This window comes from Streptomyces sp. NPDC088923, from assembly GCF_044749745.1.
Taxonomy (GTDB): domain Bacteria; phylum Actinomycetota; class Actinomycetes; order Streptomycetales; family Streptomycetaceae; genus Streptomyces.
Genome location: NZ_JBIVIO010000007.1, coordinates 36,847 through 54,313 on the forward strand (window position 1 = coordinate 36,847; position 17,467 = coordinate 54,313).

Below are 17,467 nucleotides of genomic sequence, written 5' to 3' on the forward strand. Positions count from 1 at the left end.
GGGAGGGGTGGGTGTCATGTCCGGAGCTCTCGCCCCGCACGGTACCGACCGTTCTCCTTCACCGGTGTGCCCCCGGCGCCGCACCCTCACCCGCAGGCTCCACATCGACCTGCTGCGCGTGTGCGGGGCGACAGGCCGACCGGTCCGCTGACGCCCCTCGGTCCTTCGCGATCCCGGCGCTCCGTGCGTCCCCTGTGCCGCGCCCTGCTCCCCTCTCTTCTTCTGGGAGAACCATGTCCAAAACCCTTGCCCCCTCCTCGCCCGACCTTCCTCTCTGTACCCCCGCGACCGCGCGGCCCGGCAGTGGTCTGCCGCGTGTGCGCGAAGCGGTCGAACCTGTCGTGCGGGAGCGCATCGGCGTCGCGGGCGGGCACGGCTTCTACCCGGCCCCGCACCGGTACGCGCTGTACCTGACGCCCCGGCGCGCCGACGCGCTGCGCGTCGCGGTGACGGTGCGGCTGCTCGGTCTCGCCGAGACCCTCGCCCTCGTCCCGCTCGAAGGCCCCGGCTCGCCCGCGTACGAGAGCCTGCGCCGCTCCTACGAGGCCACGCGCCGGCACTACGCGGGAGCGCTCACCGTGCCCGCCCTGTGCGACCGCTGGACCGGGCGCGTCGTCAGCAACCACACGCCCGACATCCTGCGCGACCTGCACGGCCGCTTCGGCCCCGGCGAGTCGGCCGAGTGCGGGGCGTGCGCGCTGCGCCCCGCCGCGCTCGGCACCGAGACCGACCGGCTCGAAGCGGCGTGGGACTTCACGGGCGCCGCGCCGGGCACGGCGCCGCTCGACGTCGTCGCGGCGCGGCTGCGGCGCGCGCCGTACGTCCTCGGGGAGCGGCTGACGGCGGCGGACGTCGACGCGTGGTCGGCGCTCGTGGCGCTCGGCGCGCTGCCCCGGACAGGCGGCGCGCCGCACCAGGCGCTCGCCACGCACTCCGGGCGCGAGGTGCTCACCGCCTGGGCGCGCGGCCTCGCGGAGCGCCCGGCGTTCAAGGGAGCGTTGGCGCGGGAGTACGGGGCGAGGTGACCGGAACGGGCGGGCGGGGCCTTGCGCGCCGCTCGCCCGGCACCGTTCACGCCACCCCCGCTCCCCTCCGCTCGGTCACCAGCGCGGCGAAGCGGTGGGCGAGGGTGCGCCAGGCGGCCTCGGCCTCGGGGGCCTCGCGCAGGGCGTGGGCGTGGAGGTGCGCGGGGTCGGGCGCGCCGTGGCGGGCGAGGCGCTCCGGGTTCCAGCGCGTGATGCGCGCGGCGCGCGCCTCGGGGTGGAACTGGACGCCCCAGGCCGCGGCGCCGACGCGGAAGCCCTGGTACGGGCAGTCGGCGCTGCTCGCGAGCCACCGCGCGCCCGGCGGCAGCGCCGTGATGGCGTCGACGTGGTTCTCGATCGCGGGCGGGTGCGGGGGCAGCCCGTGGAAGAGCGGGTCGTCGGCCGCCTCGGGGCGCAAGGTGAGCCGGACGCTGCCGAACTCGGGCGTCCCGTGCTCCCCGCGCACCTCTCCCCCGGCGACGTGGGCCAGGAGTTGCCCGCCGAGGCAGATCCCGAAGTAGGGGACGCCCGCGTCGAGCGCCTGCCGGGCGAGTTCGCGGGTCCCCGCGAGCCAGGGGGCGCGGGCGTCGTCGTCGGGGAGGTAGGCGCCGCCGAGGACGAGCAGCCCGTCGTGGGCGACCCGTTCCGGCAGCGGCTCGCCCTCCCAGGCCCGTACGGCATCGAGCCGCACCCCGCCTTCAGCGAGCCACTGCTCCCAGTTCCCCGCCCCGTCCCCGTCGTTGTTGCGCACCACGAGCACCCGGGGCACGCCCGCCCCGCCGCCGTCACCGTTGTCCTGCCGCTCTTCGGTCGCCACCTGCGGTCTCCGTCCCTGTCGGCTGTGCGGGTCGGACCCGAGCCTAGGCACACACGAAGGGCCGGGATGCGAGCCGCCGCGACCGCGTGGCCGGTACGGCTTCATGGTGCGCACATGTCCCCTCCTCCCGTACGGAGTCGGCTCAGCCCCTCGCCTCCCCCGCCAGCGCCGCCGCGTCCCCCGCCGTCGCGGCACGCGGCGCTTCCGACGGGCTGTCCACCTCGCCCCAGATCATCTTCTCGGGGACGCGGGCCGCGCGGTCGCCGCGGGCCAGGGCCCCGTAGAGGACCGCCGGGATGACCAGGCCGATGATCCAGGAGATGTCGGCGCCGCCGAGCGGGCCGACGAGCGGGCCCGTGTAGAACTCGGTCGAGATGAAGGGGAGCTGGATGAGGATGCCGACGACGTAGGTGATGATCGCGCGCCAGCGCCAGCCGCCGTAGCGGCCGTTCGGGTCGGAGAGCGCCGGGAGGTCGTACCGCTCCCTGGCGATGACGTAGTAGTCGACGAGGTTGATCGCGCTCCACGGCGTGAAGAAGATCAGCAGGAAGAGCAGGAACGTCGAGAACGAGTCCAGGAAGTTGCCGCGTCCGAGGAGCGCGACGATCGTCCCGGCGAGCATGATCGCGAGGACGTACCCGGCGCGGCCCCGCTGGCTGAGGGTGCGCTGGGCGCGGAAGCCGGTCACGCCGGTGAGGACGGACATGAATCCGCCGTACGTGTTCAGCACGTTGATGGTGAGCTTGCCGAGCGCGATCACGAAGTAGAGGACGGAGGCGATGATCCCCGTGCCGCCGAGCCCGACCACGTAGCCGACCTCGTCGCCCGCGATGGCGCCCGCCGAGGCCGCCGCGGCGAGCGCGCCGAAGGCCATCGACCACTGCGAGCCGAGCACCGTGCCGCCGAGCGTGCACCAGAAGGTGGCGCGCGGCGAGGTGTCGCGCGGCAGGTAGCGGGAGTAGTCGGCGACGTAGGGGCCGAAGGCGAGCTGCCAGGAGGCGGAGAGCGAGATCGCGAGGAGGAAGGCGGGGAGGTGGAAGGAGTGGTCCCCGAGGAGGTCGCCGAGCGAGGCGCGCTGGAGAAGGCGGATGCCGAGGTAGATGAAGGCGAGGGCGCCGACCACGCTCGCGATCCGGCCGAGGCGGTGGATCACGCGGTAGCCGATGACGGCGGTGAGCGCGGTGGCGAGCGCGAAGACGACGATGCCCGTGACGTCGCCGAGGTGGGTGAGGTGGCCCACGGCCTGCCCCGCGAGGACGGTGCCGCTGGCGAAGAAGCCGACGTACATCACGACGACGCACACGAGCGGCACGATCGCCCCGTAGACGCCGAACTGCGCGCGGCTGGAGATCATCTGCGGCAGTCCGAGGCGCGGTCCCTGCGCGGAGTGCAGGGCCATGACGGCGCCGCCGAGGAGGTTGCCGAGCAGCAGGCCGATGAGCGACCAGAAGGCGTCGGCGCCGAGGACGACTGCGAGCGCGCCCGTGACGACGGCGGTGATCTGGAGGTTGGCGCCGAACCACAGCGTGAACTGGCTGAAGGGGCGGCCGTGCCGCTCGGCGTCGGGGACGGCCTCGATGGAACGGCGTTCGACGAGGCCGCCTCCGGGTTCGGGGGCGGACGGCGGGGTGGTGCCGGTGGAACGGGGAGCTGACATGAGCGGGCTCCTGTGACGGTCGGCGCGAGGGCGTGACGCTGAGTAGATGCGCGACACGGGATAAATATTTCCATTCAGGCTATGGATTGTTGAATGGATGTCAATACTCCGGCTCTTTTCCGTCACTATGTAAGACGTGTCAGCCCTGCTCACCGACCTCTTGGCGGACCCTGCCCTGCACCTGCGCCCGCTCACCTCGCACTGCCACGAGGGCCCGCGCGCGATCAGCTGGGTGGCGACCACCGAGCTGCCCGATCCGCTGCCGTTCCTGCGGGCCGGTGAGCTGATGCTGACCACCGGGATGCTGGAGCGCTCGCCGCGCGAGTGGGACGACCTGCTGCGCCGGCTCGCGGCGCTCCCCGTCGCCGGTCTCGGTTTCGGCACCGGGCTCGTGCACCAGGAGGTGCCGAAGGACGTGGTGGAGCGGGCCGAGCACGCCGGGCTCGCACTCTTCGGCTCCCCCGTCGAGGTGCCGTTCGTGCAGATCAGCCGCTGGGTCGCGGACCGGGTCTTCGCCGAGCGGTACGCGCAGGTGCGCCGTACCGCCGACGTGCAGGACACGCTGCTGCGCGAGCTGCTCTCCGGGCGCGGACTGCCGGGGCTGCTGCGGCGACTGCACGGCCACCTCGACGCGGGTACCGTCTCGGTCACCGCGCCGGACGGCCGCCTCCTCGCGCGGCACCCGTCGACGCCCGAGGGCCCGGCCCTCGGGACACCCGGCACGCCCGGTACACCCGGCACACCCGGCACGCCCGGGACACCCATCACAGTCGACGGCGCCCCCGTGGCGCGGCTCGCGACGGAGCGGGCCACGGCCAGGCAGGATCTGCTCTCCTTCGCCGCCTCCGTCCTCGGTCTGGAAGTGGCCAGGCAGCAGGCCGTGCTCACCGGGCGCCGCGAGCTGCTCGGCCAGGTCGTCGAGGACGTCGTGCACCGCGCGGTGCCGGACGCCGAGGCCCGGCGGCGCCTCGCCGCGCACGGCATCGACCCCGCGGCCCCGCACGCCGTGGTGCTCGCCCGCGTCCCCGCCGGGCCCGCACGGCTGCGCGCGCTGCCGTGGACGCTCGGCCCGCTCCTGGACCGGGGCGGCGACGTGCTGCCCACCGCACTCGTCGAGGACAGCGTCGCGGTCTTCGTGCCCGAGGGCGTCGACGCCGACGCCACCGCGCACACCGTCCTGGAGCGGCTGCGCGCGACCGGTCCCGGGGTCCGGGTCGGGGTCGGCGCGCGGCGTCCCGGAGTCGCCGGGCTCAGGCTCGGCTGGTTCGAGGCCCGCCAGGCGGGGAGCACCGGGGCCGGGGTGCGCACCGCGGCCCCGCTGAGCCTGACCGGGCTGCTTCTCGGCAACCTGGACCTGCCGCTGCGCGAGCTGAGCGACACGGTGCTCGCGCCGCTGCTCCGGTACGACGCCGAGCACGGCGGCGAGCTCCTGCTCACCCTGCGCACCTACCTCGCCCACGACGCCCGCCCCGCGCCCACGGCCGAGGCGCTGACCCTGCACCGCAACAGCCTGCGCCACCGCCTGCGCCGCATCGAGGGGCTCACCGGGCGCTCCCTCGACCGGCTCGACGACCGCATGGAGCTGTGGCTCGCGCTGCACGCGCGCGAGACGGGCGGCGAGGCCACCGGCTGAACGCGGGGACCTCCCCGCCCCGGCCCCTCGCGGGCAGACCCCATCACACCCGGCCCCTCGCGGCCCGGCCCCCGTACCACCCGGCTACTTGCCGAGCAGCTGTCGTGCGATGACGACCCGCTGGATCTGGTTCGTGCCCTCGTAGATCTGGGTGATCTTCGCGTCCCGCATCATGCGCTCGGCGGGGAAGTCTCGCGTGTAGCCGTAGCCGCCGAGCAGTTGCACCGCGTCGGTCGTGACGGCCATGGCGGTATCGGAGGCGAGGCACTTCGCCGCCGCGCCGAAGTAGGTGAGGTCGGGGGCCCGGCTCGCGGAGCGGGCCGCCGCCGCGTACACCAGCTGGCGGGCGGACTCGACCCGCACGGCCATGTCCGCGAGCATGAAGCGCACGCCCTGGAAGTCGGCGATCGCCTGACCGAACTGCCGCCGCTCCTTGACGTACTCGACGGCGCAGTCGAGCGCCCCCTGCGCGATGCCGAGGGCCTGGGCGCCGATCGAGACGCGCGTGTGGTCGAGCGTGCCGAGCGCGACGCGCATGCCCCGGCCACGCTCGCCGAGGAGCCGGCCGGCGGGAAGGCGGGTGTGGTCGAAGTAGACCTCGCGGGTCACCGAGCCCTTGAGGCCCATCTTGCGCTCGGGCCCGCCGTAGGTGATGCCGGGGTCGTCGGCGTGCACGACGAAGGCCGAGACGGAGCGCGAACCGGCGCCCGGGTCGGTGACGGCGAAGACGATGAGGTAGCGCGCGACGCCCGCCGAGGTGATCCAGGTCTTCACGCCGTCGAGGACCCACCCGTCGCCGTCCTCGGTGGCGCGGCAGCGCATCGCGCCGACGTCGCTGCCCGCCTCGCGCTCGCTGATCGCGTACGCCATGAGCGCCTCGCCCGCGGCGACCTCGGGCAGGTAGCGGCGTTTCTGCTCCTCGGTGCCGTGCAGGAGCAACGGCGTGACGCCGAGCTTGTTGGAGGTGAGGATCGTCGACGAGGAGGCGCAGGCGCGGGCCACCTCCTCGACGGCGAGCGCGGCGGCGAGGGCGTCCACGCCGTCGCCGCCGTACTCCTCGGGGATGCCGGGAGCGTGCAGTCCGGCGGCGGTCAGGATCGCGTACGTGTCGTGCGGGAAACCGCCCCGCTCGTCGACCTCGGCGGAGCGCGGGGCGAGTTCCTTGCTCGCCAGGTCGCGGGCCGCGGCCCGGAACTCCTGGTGCAGCTCGGAGAGTTCGTAGGTCGGTGCCTCGGGGGCGGGGTCCTGGGCTGCGGTGTGCGCCATGGTGCGGTGCTCCTCGGTGGTACGGGCGGTACGGGCCGGGTCCGGGGCCCCGACCGCTCCATTGGGCGCCGACGCGCAGCAGGCGGCCAAGGTGCGCACGCACAACACCCGCCGACTTCCTCGTGCACACGCACCTCGCGGGCATCGCGGTGCCGGGCCTAGCGTCCCGACGCGACCGCAGTCCCCCGTACGAAAGGCTCCCGATGACGCCGCCCCGTGACGACCTCCCCTACCAGGGCCTGCGTGTCCTCGACCTGAGCCGGGTGCTCGCGGGTCCGTACTGCACGGCGCTGCTCGCCGACCTCGGCGCCGACGTCGTGAAGATCGAGCCACCGCACGGCGAGGACGCGCGGCACCTCGGCCCGTTCAGGGAGGGCGAGAGCGTCTACTTCGCGCAGCTCAACCGGGGCAAGCGCAGTCTCGCCCTCGACCTCAAGGACCGCGCGGACCACGCGCTCCTGCTGCGGCTTGCCGAGCGGGCCGACGTGGTGGTGGAGAACTTCAGGCCCGGGGTCGCGGCGCGGCTCGGCGTGGACCAGGAGACGCTGCGGGCCCGCAACCCGCGGCTCGTCTACGCGAGCATCTCCGGCTTCGGGCAGAGCGGGCCGCTGCGCGAGGCACCCGCGTACGACCTCGTCGTGCAGGCGATGTCGGGGCTCATGGCGGGGACGGGCACGCGGGAGGGCGGTCCGACGCGCGTGGGCGAGTCCCTCGGCGACCTCGTGGCGGGGATCTTCGCCTCGTGGGCGATCGGCTCGGCGCTCTTCGCGCGCGAGCGCACGGGGCGGGGCCGGTACGTGGACGTCGCGATGTTCGACGCGCTCGTCGCCCTCCAGGTCACCTCGCTGAGCCTGCTCACCGCGACCGGGGCGCTCCCGGGACGGGTCGGCAACCGGCACCCGGTCTCCTCGCCGTTCGACACGTACCCGACGGCGGACGGGAGCATCGCCCTCGCGGTCGCGAGCGACGGCGTCTTCGCCCGCTTCGCGACACTCGTCGGGTGCCCCGGTCTCCCCGCCGACCCGCGCTTCCGGGACGACACGTCGCGTACCGACCACCTCCCGGCCCTCCAGGAGATCACCGAGCGGTGGTCCCGGGCACGGACGACGGAGGCGGCGCTCGCGGAAGCCCGCGCCGCCGGAGTCCCCTGCGCGCCCCTGTGGGACCTGGAGGAGGCCCTGGAGAGCGAGCAGATCCGCGAGCGCGGCGTCCTCGGCAGCTTCACCCACCCCGTCCTCGGCCCGACCCCGTACCTGCGCCAGCCGGTCCGCTTCGGCACGGAGGCGCCGACGACGGAAGCGGCCCCCTCCCCGGGGCTCGGTGCCGACCGCGAGGGCGTGCTGACGGAGTGGCTGGGGTAGGCGGGGCGCCTCGCGAGGGACGGCCGGGAGCGTGAGCACCCGTGGGTGCTCGCGCTCCCGGCCGTCCGGCCGCCCGTCGGCTTCAGGCCGCCGCCAGCGCCGCGTCGATCTCGCGCAGGAAGGCGTCGAGGTCGCCCGGGTCGCGGGAGGTGATCAGTGTGAAACCCTCCGCGTCGCAGCGGACGACCTCCTTGTCGACCCACTGCGCCGCGCCCGCGTTCGTGATGTCGGTCCTCAGCGAGGCGTACGAGGTGAGGGTCTTGCCCTTGACCGCGCCGGTCTCGACGAGGAGCCACGGGCCGTGACAGATCGCGGCGACGGGACGGCCGCCGGACGTGAAGTCACGGGCGATGCGCAGGGCGTCCTCGTCCAGGCGCAGGCTGTCCGCGTTGAGGGTGCCACCGGGGACGAGGAGCAGCGCGTACTGCCCCGGGTCGATGTCGGCGAGCTTCGCGGACGGTTGGACGGTCTTGCCGGGGTCCTTGTCCCCCACGAGGGTCCGGACCGGCTCGTCCTTCGCCGCCGCGACGGTCACCTCGGCTCCCGCGTCCCGCAAGTGCTGCACGGGTACGACGAGTTCGTCCTGTTCGACGCCGTAGTTCGTGACGACGGCGAGCACCTTGTGCCCGCTGAGGTCGGGTGTGTTCTCCGCCATGACGCTCCTCTCCTCGGGCCGGCTCAGCGGCCGACGGCCTTGCGCAGTTCCTGCTTGTTCATCGAGGAACGGCCCTGGACGTTCTTCTTCTTGGCCTCCTCGTAGAGCTGATCGCGCGTGGGCCCCTCGGCGCCGCTGTGCGAGCGCTCCCCACCCCGCTCGTAGGCCGACTTGGGGTCACGCGTGGAGACCTTGCTCGCGGTACGGGACTCGCCGGAGCGCGCCCGCTCCTTGTTCACGGTCCGCGCGGCGATCTCCTCGGCCCGTCCCTCGGAGGCGCCGTGCTGCTTCTCGCTGTCCTTGATGTGCTCGTACTGGCGCTCGCGCTTGCGGTTGGAGCCTGCCGGCATGGTCCTCACCTCTCCCAGTCCGTGGATGTCCCGATCCGTGGATGTCTCGGTCCGTGGGTCTCCGGTACCCCGTTCAGGGCTTCAGGATCACCTTCGTCCAGCCCGGCTCGCGGTCGTCGAAGTTGCGGTACGCCTCCGGGGCCTCCGCGAGGGGGAGTTCGTGCGAGACGAGGAAGGAGGGGTGGGCGCGGTCGTGGTGGATGAGCTGGGCGAGTTGCCTGTTGTACGCCTTGACGTTGGCCTGGCCCGTACGGACGCTCTGGCCCTTGAACCAGAACTGGCCGAAGTCGAAGGGCAGTTTGCCCTCGCGGGTCAGCTCTGTCGGGGCCCCCTCGTCCTGGGGCAGGAAGACGCCGACGACACCGATACCGCCCGTGGCGCGTACCGAGGCGACGAGGTCGTTCATGGTGGACTCGGGCTTCTCGTGGCCCTGCGGGTCGTGTGCCTGGTAGCCGACGCACTCGCAGCCCCGGTCGGCTCCGCCGCCCGTGCGCTCCAGGATCTCCTCGACGTGCTCGCCCTTGCTGTCGTCGACCGGGATCGCTCCGGCGGCCTCGGCGAGCCGCAGCCGGTCGGGGTGCCGGTCGACGACGAGGACCTGGCTCGCGCCGCGCAGCACGGCCGAGTAGGCGGCCATGACGCCGACGGGCCCCGCGCCGTAGACGACGACGGACTCACCTGGTGAGACGCCCGCGAGTTCGGTCGCGTGGTAGCCGGTCGGGAAGATGTCCGCCAGCATCACGTAGTCGTTCTCCTTCTCGGCGGCGTCCTCCGGCAGGACGAGGCAGTTGAAGTCGCCCCACGGGACCCGCAGGTACTCCGCCTGGCCGCCCGCGTAGGAGCCCATCGCCGCGAAGCCGTAGGCGCCGCCCGGTGTGTCGGAGTCGACCGAGAGGCAGAAGCCGGTGTAACCGCGCTCGCAGTTCTCGCAGAACCCACAGCCGATGTTGAAGGGCAGACAGACGCGGTCGCCGACGTGGACGCCGTAGACCCCCTCGCCGGTCTCCACGACGACGCCGAGGTTCTCGTGGCCGAGGATGCGGCCCTGTTCCATCGTCGTGCGGCCCTCGTACATGTGGAGGTCGGAGCCGCAGATATTGGTGGACGTGACGCGGACGAGGACGTCGGTGGGGCGTTCGATCCGGGCGTCGGGTACGTCTTCGACCGCCACCTGGTGGGGGCCTTCGTAGACGAGTGCCTTCATCGCGTGATCACCTGATTCCGGCCAACTGCGGCGGTACGGGAAGGGACGGGCGGGAGGCCTTGCCTCCGGCGCGTCCTCCGCCCCGCGGTCCGCCGCCGGGGCCGCTCGCGTGCGGTTGTCGTTCGGTCGGGTGCCCGCTCGGGGCCCGTGCACACGAACGCACGCCTCCCTCGCGGGACCTCTCCCCAGCGTGCGCCCCCATCCCCGGGCCCGCATCCGCCACGGGGCGCCGGCCGCCACGCGGCCCCCTCCGCCGTCGGTTTCACGCCAAGCTTCACTTCCGCCCGTCCAGCCTCTTGATTCCGCACCCCCCTCCGGGACCTACTGGTGGGCCGGACCCCGCACAGGGGCCTGACAACGTTGTCACAGGAGGGTTCCGGGCCGTGTCCCGGAGCCGGGGAGGACGATCCGATGCCGCACGGGTCCGTGTCCAGGACGTTCCGAGGGGGCAGACCGCCCTCGCGCCGCAGGTCCGGGGGCCTTGTCCTCGGAGCGGCCGCTCTGCTGCTGGTGGGGACGGCGCAGGGCGCCGTCGCCGCGCCGCACGAGGCCGCGCACCGCCCGCAGACCGCTTTCGCCTCCTCCTTCGAGGAAGGCCAGAGCGCGCCCGACTGGCTCAGCACCGCCGATACCGACGCCTCGGGCGCGCCACGCCGCTCGGGCGTCGACGGCGCCTACAGCTCCGGCATCCCCGGCAACGTCACGGATCACGTGACGGCCGTACGGGCGAGCGCGGAGAACACCGCGGGCGGGGAGGTCGCGGCGAATCTCGCGGACGGCCTGCCGGGCACTAAGTGGCTGACCTTCGAGAACAAGGGCTGGGCCGAGTTCGACCTCGACGCCGCGCAGCTCGTCACGCGTTACGCGCTCGTCTCGGCCAACGACCACGACGAGCGCGACCCCCGCGACTGGACCCTCCAGGGCTCCGCGGACGGCAAGGAGTGGAAGACGCTCGACACGCGCGCGGGCGAGAAGTTCACCGAGCGTGCGCAGTCGAAGACGTACGAGATCGGCGGCGCGCCCGCCGCGTACGCGCACTACCGCCTGGAGGTCACCGCGAACAACGGCGCCTCGGACGCGACCCAGCTCGCCGAGGTGCAGTTGTCCACAGGCGGGAGCGATCCCGAGCCGCCGAAGGACATGAGCACGCTCGTCGACCACGGCCCGAGCGGCTCGCCGACCGCGAAGGCGGGCGCGGGCTTCACGGGGACGCACGCGCTGCGCTACTCGGGCACGCACCGGTCGAAGGGGCGCGGGTACGCGTACAACAAGGTCTTCGACGTGAACGTGAAGGTCCGCAAGGACACGGCGCTCTCGTACAAGATCTTCCCCTCGCTCCCCGCGACGGACCTCGACTACCCGGCGACGTACGTCGCGGTCGACCTGGCCTTCACGGACGGTACGTACCTGAGCGACCTGAACGCCGTCGACCAGCTCGGTTTCCGGCTCAGCCCGCAGGGCCAGGGCGCGTCGAAGGCGCTGTACGTCAACCAGTGGAACGACCGCAGCGCGCGGATCGGGAGCGTCGCGGCGGGCAAGACCATCGACCGCGTGCTCCTCGGGTACGACGCGGACAAGGGGCCGGACGCCTTCCGGGGCTGGGTCGACGACATCAGCGTCAAGGAGCAGCCCGCGCCGCGGCCGAAGCCCTACCTCTCCGACTACGCGCTGACGACGCGCGGCACCAACTCCAGCGGTGACTTCTCGCGCGGCAACAACATCCCCGCGACCGCCGTCCCGCACGGCTTCAACTTCTGGACCCCGGTCACGAACGCGGGCTCCACGAGCTGGCTGTACGACTACGCGCGCTCCAACAACTCCGATAACCTGCCGACCATGCAGGCGATCTCGGCGAGCCACGAGCCGAGCCCGTGGATGGGCGACCGGCAGACGTTCCAGGTCATGCCCTCGCTCGCCGCCGGCACCCCGCCGACCGGGCGCACCGAGCGCGCGCTGCCCTTCCGGCACGAGAACGAGTCCGCGAAGCCGTACGAATACGCGGTGAAGTACGAGAACGGTTTGCGCGCCCAGGTCACCCCGACCGACCACGCGGCGGCGCTCCGCTTCACCTACCCCGGCGACGACGCCTCCGTGATCTTCGACAACGTCTCGGAGCAGGGCGGCCTCACGCTCGACAAGGAGCACGGCACCGTCACGGGCTACTCCGACGTCAAGAGCGGGCTCTCGACGGGGGCCACGCGGCTCTTCGTGTACGGCGTCTTCGACAAGAAGGTCACCGGCGGGGACTCCTCGGGCGTCAAGGGCTACCTGCGCTTCGACGCCGGGCACGACCGCACCGTCACGCTGCGCCTGGCGACCTCGCTGATCGGTGTCGACCAGGCGAAGGCCAACCTGGACCGGGAGATCCCGGCGGGCAAGAGCTACCACGCGGTGCGCGACTCCGCACGGGCGCAGTGGGAGAAGATCATGCGCACCGTGACCGTCGAGGGGGCGAGCCAGGACCAGCTCACGACCCTGTACTCCAGCCTGTACCGGCTCTACCTGTATCCCAACTCGGGCTTCGAGAACACCGGGACCGCGGCGAAGCCGAAGTACCAGTACGCGAGCCCGTTCTCGAAGATGCCGGACCCGGACACGGCGACGCACACCGGCGCCAAGATCGTGGACGGCAAGGTGTACGTCAACAACGGCTTCTGGGACACGTACCGCACCACCTGGCCCGCCTACTCGCTCCTGACGCCGAAGAAGGCGGGGGAACTCGTCGACGGTTTCGTGCAGCAGTACAAGGACGGCGGCTGGATCTCGCGCTGGTCCTCGCCGGGTTACGCGGACCTCATGACCGGGACGTCGTCGGACGTGGCCTTCGCCGACGCCTATACGAAGGGCGTGGACTTCGACGCGAAGGCTGCGTACGAGGCGGCGCTCAAGAACGCGACCGTCGTGCCGCCGTCCTCGGGCGTGGGCCGCAAGGGCATGAAGACCTCGCCGTTCCTCGGCTACACCTCGACCGACACGGGCGAGGGCATGTCGTGGGCGATGGAGGGTTACGTCAACGACTACGGCATCGGCCGCATGGGCGAGGCGCTGTACAAGAAGACCGGTGAGAAGCGCTACAAGGAGGAGTCGGAGTACTTCCTCAACCGGGCGCAGGACTACGTGAAGATGTTCGACAAGGACGCCGGTTTCTTCCAGGGCCGCAAGGAGGACGGGTCCTGGCGTCTGCCGGCGGACAAGTACGACCCGCGTGTGTGGGGGTACGACTACACCGAGACGAACGGCTGGGGGTACGCGTTCACCGCGCCGCAGGACTCGCACGGCCTCGCGAACCTCTACGGCGGGCGTGACGGGCTCGCGAAGAAGCTGGACACGTACTTCTCGACCCCCGAGACGGCGACGGCCGAGTTCACGGGTTCGTACGGCGGTGTCATCCACGAGATGACCGAGGCGCGCGATGTCCGCATGGGCCAGTACGGGCACAGCAACCAGGTCGCGCACCACGCCGCGTACATGTACGACGCGGCCGGGCAGCCGTACAAGACGCAGGAGAAGGTCCGCGAGGTCCTCTCGCGGCTCTACTCCGGCAGCTCGATCGGGCAGGGCTACCACGGCGACGAGGACAACGGCGAGCAGTCGGCGTGGTACCTCTTCTCCGCGCTCGGCTTCTACCCGCTCGTGATGGGCGGTCAGGAGTACGCGATCGGCTCGCCGCTCTTCACGAAGGCGACGCTGCGCCTGGAGAACGGCAAGAAGTTCACCGTCACGGCCCGCGGCAACAGCGCGAAGAACATCTACGTGCAGAGCGTGCGCCTCAACGGCAAGAAGTGGGACTCGACGGCGCTGCCCAGCGACGCCGTGTCGAAGGGCGGCACGCTGGAGTTCGTCATGGGCCCGAAGCCCTCCTCGTGGGGCAGCGGGAAGAACGCGGGGCCCAGCTCGCTGACGCGGGGCGACGAGGTCGCGAAGCCGCGCTCCGACGCGCTCCTCGACGGTCAGGGCCCGCTCACGGACAACACCTCGGCGACCGAAGGGCCGCTCACGCAGGACGAGTTGCCCGTCGGGAAGGCCGTGAAGGCGGTGCAGTACACGCTCACGTCGGCCGACCGGGCCAAGGCGCCGAGCGGCTGGGTGCTCCAGGGTTCGGCGGACGGGACCTCGTGGCGGGACCTGGACAAGCGCGGTGGCGAGTCCTTCGCGTACGACCAGCAGACGCGCGTGTTCTCGGTCGCGCGGCCGGGGACGTACCCGCACTACCGGATCGTGCCGGAGGGCGGCGGTACGGACGCGACGGCGCCGCGCGTGGCGGAGGTCGAGCTGCTGGGCTGAGCGGAGTCCTCACGTGCGTGACCCGGCCCCCGGACCCTGTGCGGTCCGGGGGCCGGGTCGTCCTCAGTTGGGGTTGTCCCCGTGGGTCAGGGTCTCCCAGGCGACGAAGAGGTTGTTGCTTCCCGCCGGGCGCTGCCGCTCGGTGAGCCGCTGGGTGTTGGTCATGGCGATGCCGAGGCGGTTGTGCAGGGCGTTGTAGCCCATCTCCGTGACCGGGCCCAGACCGCGGTTGACACTGCCGCCGCACAGCCAGCTCGGCGGGGCCTCGCCCAGCTCGTACTTCGCCTGGAAGCCGAGCGCCTGCCGCAGCCGTTCGCCGACGTCGGTGCCGTAGAGGTCCGCGCCCTGGATGCGGCTGGTCTCGGCGACGTGCGAGATCGAGGAGATCCCGTACCCGGTGTGGGTGAAGTCGCGGCAGGTCTCCTGCGTGAGGCCGGTGACGAAGGTCGACTGGCCCTGCCAGTAGTCGATGATCTTCTGGCGCGTGTCGAGGTGCTGGCTCGGGACGGTCTTCGGCAGGTCGCCGTCCGAGGAGAGGTAGACGTAGGCGGCGGTCCGCGTGCGGAACTTCGCCATGGCGGTGTCGTACGAGGTCTTGTCGTCGAGGTAGACGGAGATGCCGATCGCCGCCTCCAGGATCGTCAGCTCCCAGTTCCCGTTGGAGTTGGAGCCCTTGATGACGACGGGCAGGTACACGTTCCGGAGCATCGTGTCGAAGCGGGCGCGCTGGGGCGCTTCGGGTGCTCGCGACGCCGAGCGCGGAGCGGTGCGGCCGGTATCCGCCCCGCCTCCCCCGCATGACGGGCGCGATGCGCCGTCCCGCGCCGTTCGGGCGCCCGTTCTACGGGTGAACGCCGCGCCGGAACCACCCGCGGGGTCCGTTCCGGCTGGCACGCTGCTTGCGATCATCCGATGAGCCTCCGGGTGCCGGTACACCGTTCCGGTCCCCCGGGCGGGGCTCTCGGCGGTCCGGAAGGGGGGATCATGACGGCCGGGTACGAGGGCGCCGCCACGCGGGCGGGACGGGGGCCGCGCCATGTCGCGTGCGTGATGGACGGCAACGGGCGCTGGGCGGAGCGGCGGTCCCTGCCCAGGACCGCCGGGCACCGCGCCGCCGAGACGACGGTGATCGACGTCATCGAGGCGGCGCGCTCGGCCGGGGTCGAGTGGCTGAGCCTGTACGCCTTCTCGACCGAGAACTGGAGCCGCCCGAGCGGCGAGGTCGGCTTTCTCATGGACCTCGTACGGCACGCCGTGCGCAAGCACGCCCCGCTGCTGCACGCGCGCGGCATCCGCTGCCGCTTCCTCGGTGCCGACGATCCCCGCCTCCCCGCGCCGCTGACACGGGACTTCGCCGACCTCACGACCCTGACGGCGCGCAACCGCCGGATGACCCTGACCGTCGCCTTCGACCACGGCGGGCGCGGCGACATCGTCGCGGCCACCCGCTCCCTGATCCGCGCCGGGGTCCCCGCCGAGGAGGTCACCGAGCGCAGCTTCGCCGCCCACCTGCCCTTCCCCGACACGCCCGACGTGGACCTCGTGATCCGCACCTCGGGCGAGCAGCGCATCTCCAACTTCATGCTGTGGCAGGTCGCCTACGCGGAATGGGTCTTCCCCACCGTGCTGTGGCCCGACTTCCGCGCCCCGCACTTCCTGGAGTGCCTGCACCACTACCGGCACCGCGAGCGCCGCTTCGGCGGCGTACCGGCCCAGCAGAACGGAATCACCGCCCCATGACGACCGCCCAGGCCAAACCCCGCTTCCGCAAGCTCTTCGACGACCCGCGCTGGGCCCCCGCCCTCGTCCGCGCCACGGTGCTGGAGGCAGCGCACCCACAGGTCGGCGCCGCGCTCGTCGCCAACTCCACCTTCGTCACGCACCCGTGGCGCCGCCTGCGCAACACCTTCGACAGCATGCGCCGCATGTGCGACCCCGACGAGGCGGTACGGAGCAGGGAGGCCGCCCGGCTCAACCGGCTGCACGCGCGCCTGAAGGGCACGGGCCCCGATCAGCGCCCGTACGACGCGATGGACCCCGCCGCGCGCGCCTGGGTCCTCGCGACCCTCTTCGAGAGCGCCGTCACGATGTACCGGCTGAGCGGGCAGCCGCTGCCGCACGAGGAGATCGAGGGGCTGTACGAGGAGACCCGGGACTACCTGCGCGCGCTTGGCGACGAGGACGTGCACCTCCCGCCCACGACGGGCGAGTTCTGGCCGTACTACGACGCGATGGTGGAGCGCGAACTGGAGGACACCGAGGCGATGCGGATCATCCTCTACAAGCTCTTCGACCACCTCCCCGCCCCCGGGGTGCTGAGCGGACTTCCCACGGTGTGGGCCACGGGCCGGGCGCTCGCGGGGCCGCTGATCGGGGCGGTCACGGTGGCCTCGCTGCCCGAGGCGTTCCGGCGGCGCGCCGGGCTCCCCGAACTGCCGGGCGTCACGACGCTCATGCGGGGCACGTACCTCGCCGCCGGCCTGACCCGCTTCCTGCCGGAGGACTGGATCAGCGCCGAACGCGTCGTCGAGGTGCTCTCGGCCGCCCCCGGCGGCGACGATCCCGCGTCCCGCACCGCCGCGGCACTGCACGAGCGGCTGCGGCGGGCCGGTGCCCTCGTCCGCCTCCTCTCGCCCCTGCCGGTACCGGAGCCGGCCTCCCCTGCCGCGCCCGTGCACAGCGGCGCGGAGGAGTTCTTCCGCGACGTGCTCGACCAGACCGGTGACGGGTATCTCGACTGGCCGGATCTCGCCGCGATGGCCAGGGAATTGGCGACGCGGCTCGACCTCGACGAACCGGAGGAGACCCGGCTGTACGAGGCGTTCGCGGGCTGGTGGCGCGAGCTCCAGGCGGCGCTGGACACGGACGGCGACGGGCGGGTGAGCGCGCGGGAGTACGCGAGCAGCGCCCCCGGCCTCGCCGGACCGGCGCTCATCCGAGTCGCGGAGGTCCTCTTCGCGGCGACCGACGCCGATGGCAACGGGGTGATCGACGCCGAGGAGTACCGCACGCTCTTCCGCACGGCGTTCCGCCGCGAGACGGCAGCGGCGGGCGGTGCGGGCAATACGGGCGGTGCGGGCAGTACGGGGGACAAGGGCGGCGCGGGCGGCGCGGACACGTACGACGGCGCCGCGTTCGTCCGCGCCTTCGTGTCGTTCATGTCCGGCCGCCTGCGCTCCTCGCCGTTCGATCCCCTGTTCAGTCAGCCCTGAGCG

At 72.6% G+C, this 17,467-nt stretch carries 12 protein-coding genes and 1 pseudogene; 6 read left to right on the top strand and 7 right to left on the bottom strand.

The genetic code is table 11. The annotated features are described in order from the left end of the window. Positions 1-317 precede the first annotated feature (317 nt). A complete protein-coding gene (locus ACIP4O_RS23955; protein WP_401577360.1) occupies positions 318-1,025 on the top strand; it encodes a cell envelope biogenesis protein OmpA in 708 nt (235 codons plus the stop codon). Between the two features lie 46 nt (positions 1,026-1,071). On the opposite strand, the gene ACIP4O_RS23960 is transcribed toward ACIP4O_RS23955, so the two are convergent. Continuing rightward, positions 1,072-1,842 (bottom strand): type 1 glutamine amidotransferase, encoded by a 771-nt coding sequence (locus ACIP4O_RS23960; RefSeq protein ID WP_401577362.1) that lies wholly within the window; start codon positions 1,840-1,842, stop codon positions 1,072-1,074. Positions 1,843-1,984: 142 nt separating this feature from the next. Beyond that, entirely contained in the window at positions 1,985-3,499 is a 1,515-nt protein-coding gene (locus tag ACIP4O_RS23965) for a purine-cytosine permease family protein (RefSeq protein WP_401577364.1), read from the bottom strand. A gap of 136 nt (positions 3,500-3,635) precedes the next feature. Here ACIP4O_RS23965 and ACIP4O_RS23970 point away from each other — a divergent pair, with 136 nt between their 5' ends. After that, a complete protein-coding gene (locus ACIP4O_RS23970) occupies positions 3,636-5,132 on the top strand; it encodes a PucR family transcriptional regulator (protein WP_401577366.1) in 1,497 nt (498 codons plus the stop codon). Positions 5,133-5,216: 84 nt separating this feature from the next. On the opposite strand, the gene ACIP4O_RS23975 is transcribed toward ACIP4O_RS23970, so the two are convergent. After that, a complete protein-coding gene (locus ACIP4O_RS23975) occupies positions 5,217-6,398 on the bottom strand; it encodes an acyl-CoA dehydrogenase family protein (protein WP_401577368.1) in 1,182 nt (393 codons plus the stop codon). A gap of 203 nt (positions 6,399-6,601) precedes the next feature. Here ACIP4O_RS23975 and ACIP4O_RS23980 point away from each other — a divergent pair, with 203 nt between their 5' ends. After that, the gene (locus ACIP4O_RS23980; protein WP_401577370.1) at positions 6,602-7,759 is read left to right on the top strand and encodes a CaiB/BaiF CoA transferase family protein; all 1,158 of its coding nucleotides are present in this window, start codon (positions 6,602-6,604) and stop codon (positions 7,757-7,759) included. 82 nt (positions 7,760-7,841) lie between these two features. On the opposite strand, the gene ACIP4O_RS23985 is transcribed toward ACIP4O_RS23980, so the two are convergent. From ACIP4O_RS23985 to ACIP4O_RS23995, 3 genes are all read right to left on the bottom strand, one after another. Next, positions 7,842-8,414, bottom strand: a complete 573-nt coding sequence (locus ACIP4O_RS23985; RefSeq protein WP_361327470.1) for a type 1 glutamine amidotransferase domain-containing protein — start codon at positions 8,412-8,414, stop codon at positions 7,842-7,844. A gap of 23 nt (positions 8,415-8,437) precedes the next feature. Then, entirely contained in the window at positions 8,438-8,764 is a 327-nt protein-coding gene (locus tag ACIP4O_RS23990; RefSeq protein ID WP_401577372.1) for a plasmid stabilization protein, read from the bottom strand. Positions 8,765-8,837: 73 nt separating this feature from the next. After that, complete coding sequence (locus ACIP4O_RS23995; RefSeq protein ID WP_361327465.1) at positions 8,838-9,968, bottom strand: glutathione-independent formaldehyde dehydrogenase; 1,131 nt, start codon at positions 9,966-9,968, stop codon at positions 8,838-8,840. 510 nt (positions 9,969-10,478) lie between these two features. Between ACIP4O_RS23995 and ACIP4O_RS24000 the strand changes: the two genes are divergently transcribed. Continuing rightward, positions 10,479-14,252 carry a GH92 family glycosyl hydrolase gene (locus ACIP4O_RS24000; RefSeq protein ID WP_401577777.1) on the top strand — a complete coding sequence of 1,258 codons (3,774 nt, stop codon included), beginning with the start codon at positions 10,479-10,481 and terminating at the stop codon, positions 14,250-14,252. Positions 14,253-14,315: 63 nt separating this feature from the next. Here the strand turns inward: ACIP4O_RS24000 and ACIP4O_RS24005 are convergent. Then, positions 14,316-14,981: pseudogene (locus tag ACIP4O_RS24005) on the bottom strand (hypothetical protein); the annotation flags it as partial. 255 nt (positions 14,982-15,236) lie between these two features. On the opposite strand from ACIP4O_RS24005, the gene uppS reads away from it, so the two are divergent. Continuing rightward, entirely contained in the window at positions 15,237-15,992 is a 756-nt protein-coding gene (uppS, locus tag ACIP4O_RS24010) for a polyprenyl diphosphate synthase (RefSeq protein ID WP_401577375.1), read from the top strand. Beyond that, a complete protein-coding gene (locus ACIP4O_RS24015) occupies positions 15,989-17,464 on the top strand; it encodes an oxygenase MpaB family protein (protein WP_401577377.1) in 1,476 nt (491 codons plus the stop codon). The genes uppS and ACIP4O_RS24015 overlap by 4 nt, the downstream gene beginning before the upstream one ends. Positions 17,465-17,467 lie beyond the last annotated feature (3 nt).

Bases quoted from the DNA above. Each gene is read 5' to 3' on its own strand.
- uppS (WP_401577375.1), top strand. From the start codon at position 15,237: ATGACGGCCGGGTACGAGGGCGCCGCCACGCGGGCGGGACGGGGGCCG.
- ACIP4O_RS24015 (WP_401577377.1), top strand. From the start codon at position 15,989: ATGACGACCGCCCAGGCCAAACCCCGCTTCCGCAAGCTCTTCGACGAC.
- ACIP4O_RS23965 (WP_401577364.1), bottom strand. From the start codon at position 3,499: ATGTCAGCTCCCCGTTCCACCGGCACCACCCCGCCGTCCGCCCCCGAA.
- ACIP4O_RS23985 (WP_361327470.1), bottom strand. From the start codon at position 8,414: ATGGCGGAGAACACACCCGACCTCAGCGGGCACAAGGTGCTCGCCGTC.
- ACIP4O_RS23990 (WP_401577372.1), bottom strand. From the start codon at position 8,764: ATGCCGGCAGGCTCCAACCGCAAGCGCGAGCGCCAGTACGAGCACATC.
- ACIP4O_RS23995 (WP_361327465.1), bottom strand. From the start codon at position 9,968: ATGAAGGCACTCGTCTACGAAGGCCCCCACCAGGTGGCGGTCGAAGAC.
- ACIP4O_RS23980 (WP_401577370.1), top strand. From the start codon at position 6,602: ATGACGCCGCCCCGTGACGACCTCCCCTACCAGGGCCTGCGTGTCCTC.
- ACIP4O_RS23975 (WP_401577368.1), bottom strand. From the start codon at position 6,398: ATGGCGCACACCGCAGCCCAGGACCCCGCCCCCGAGGCACCGACCTAC.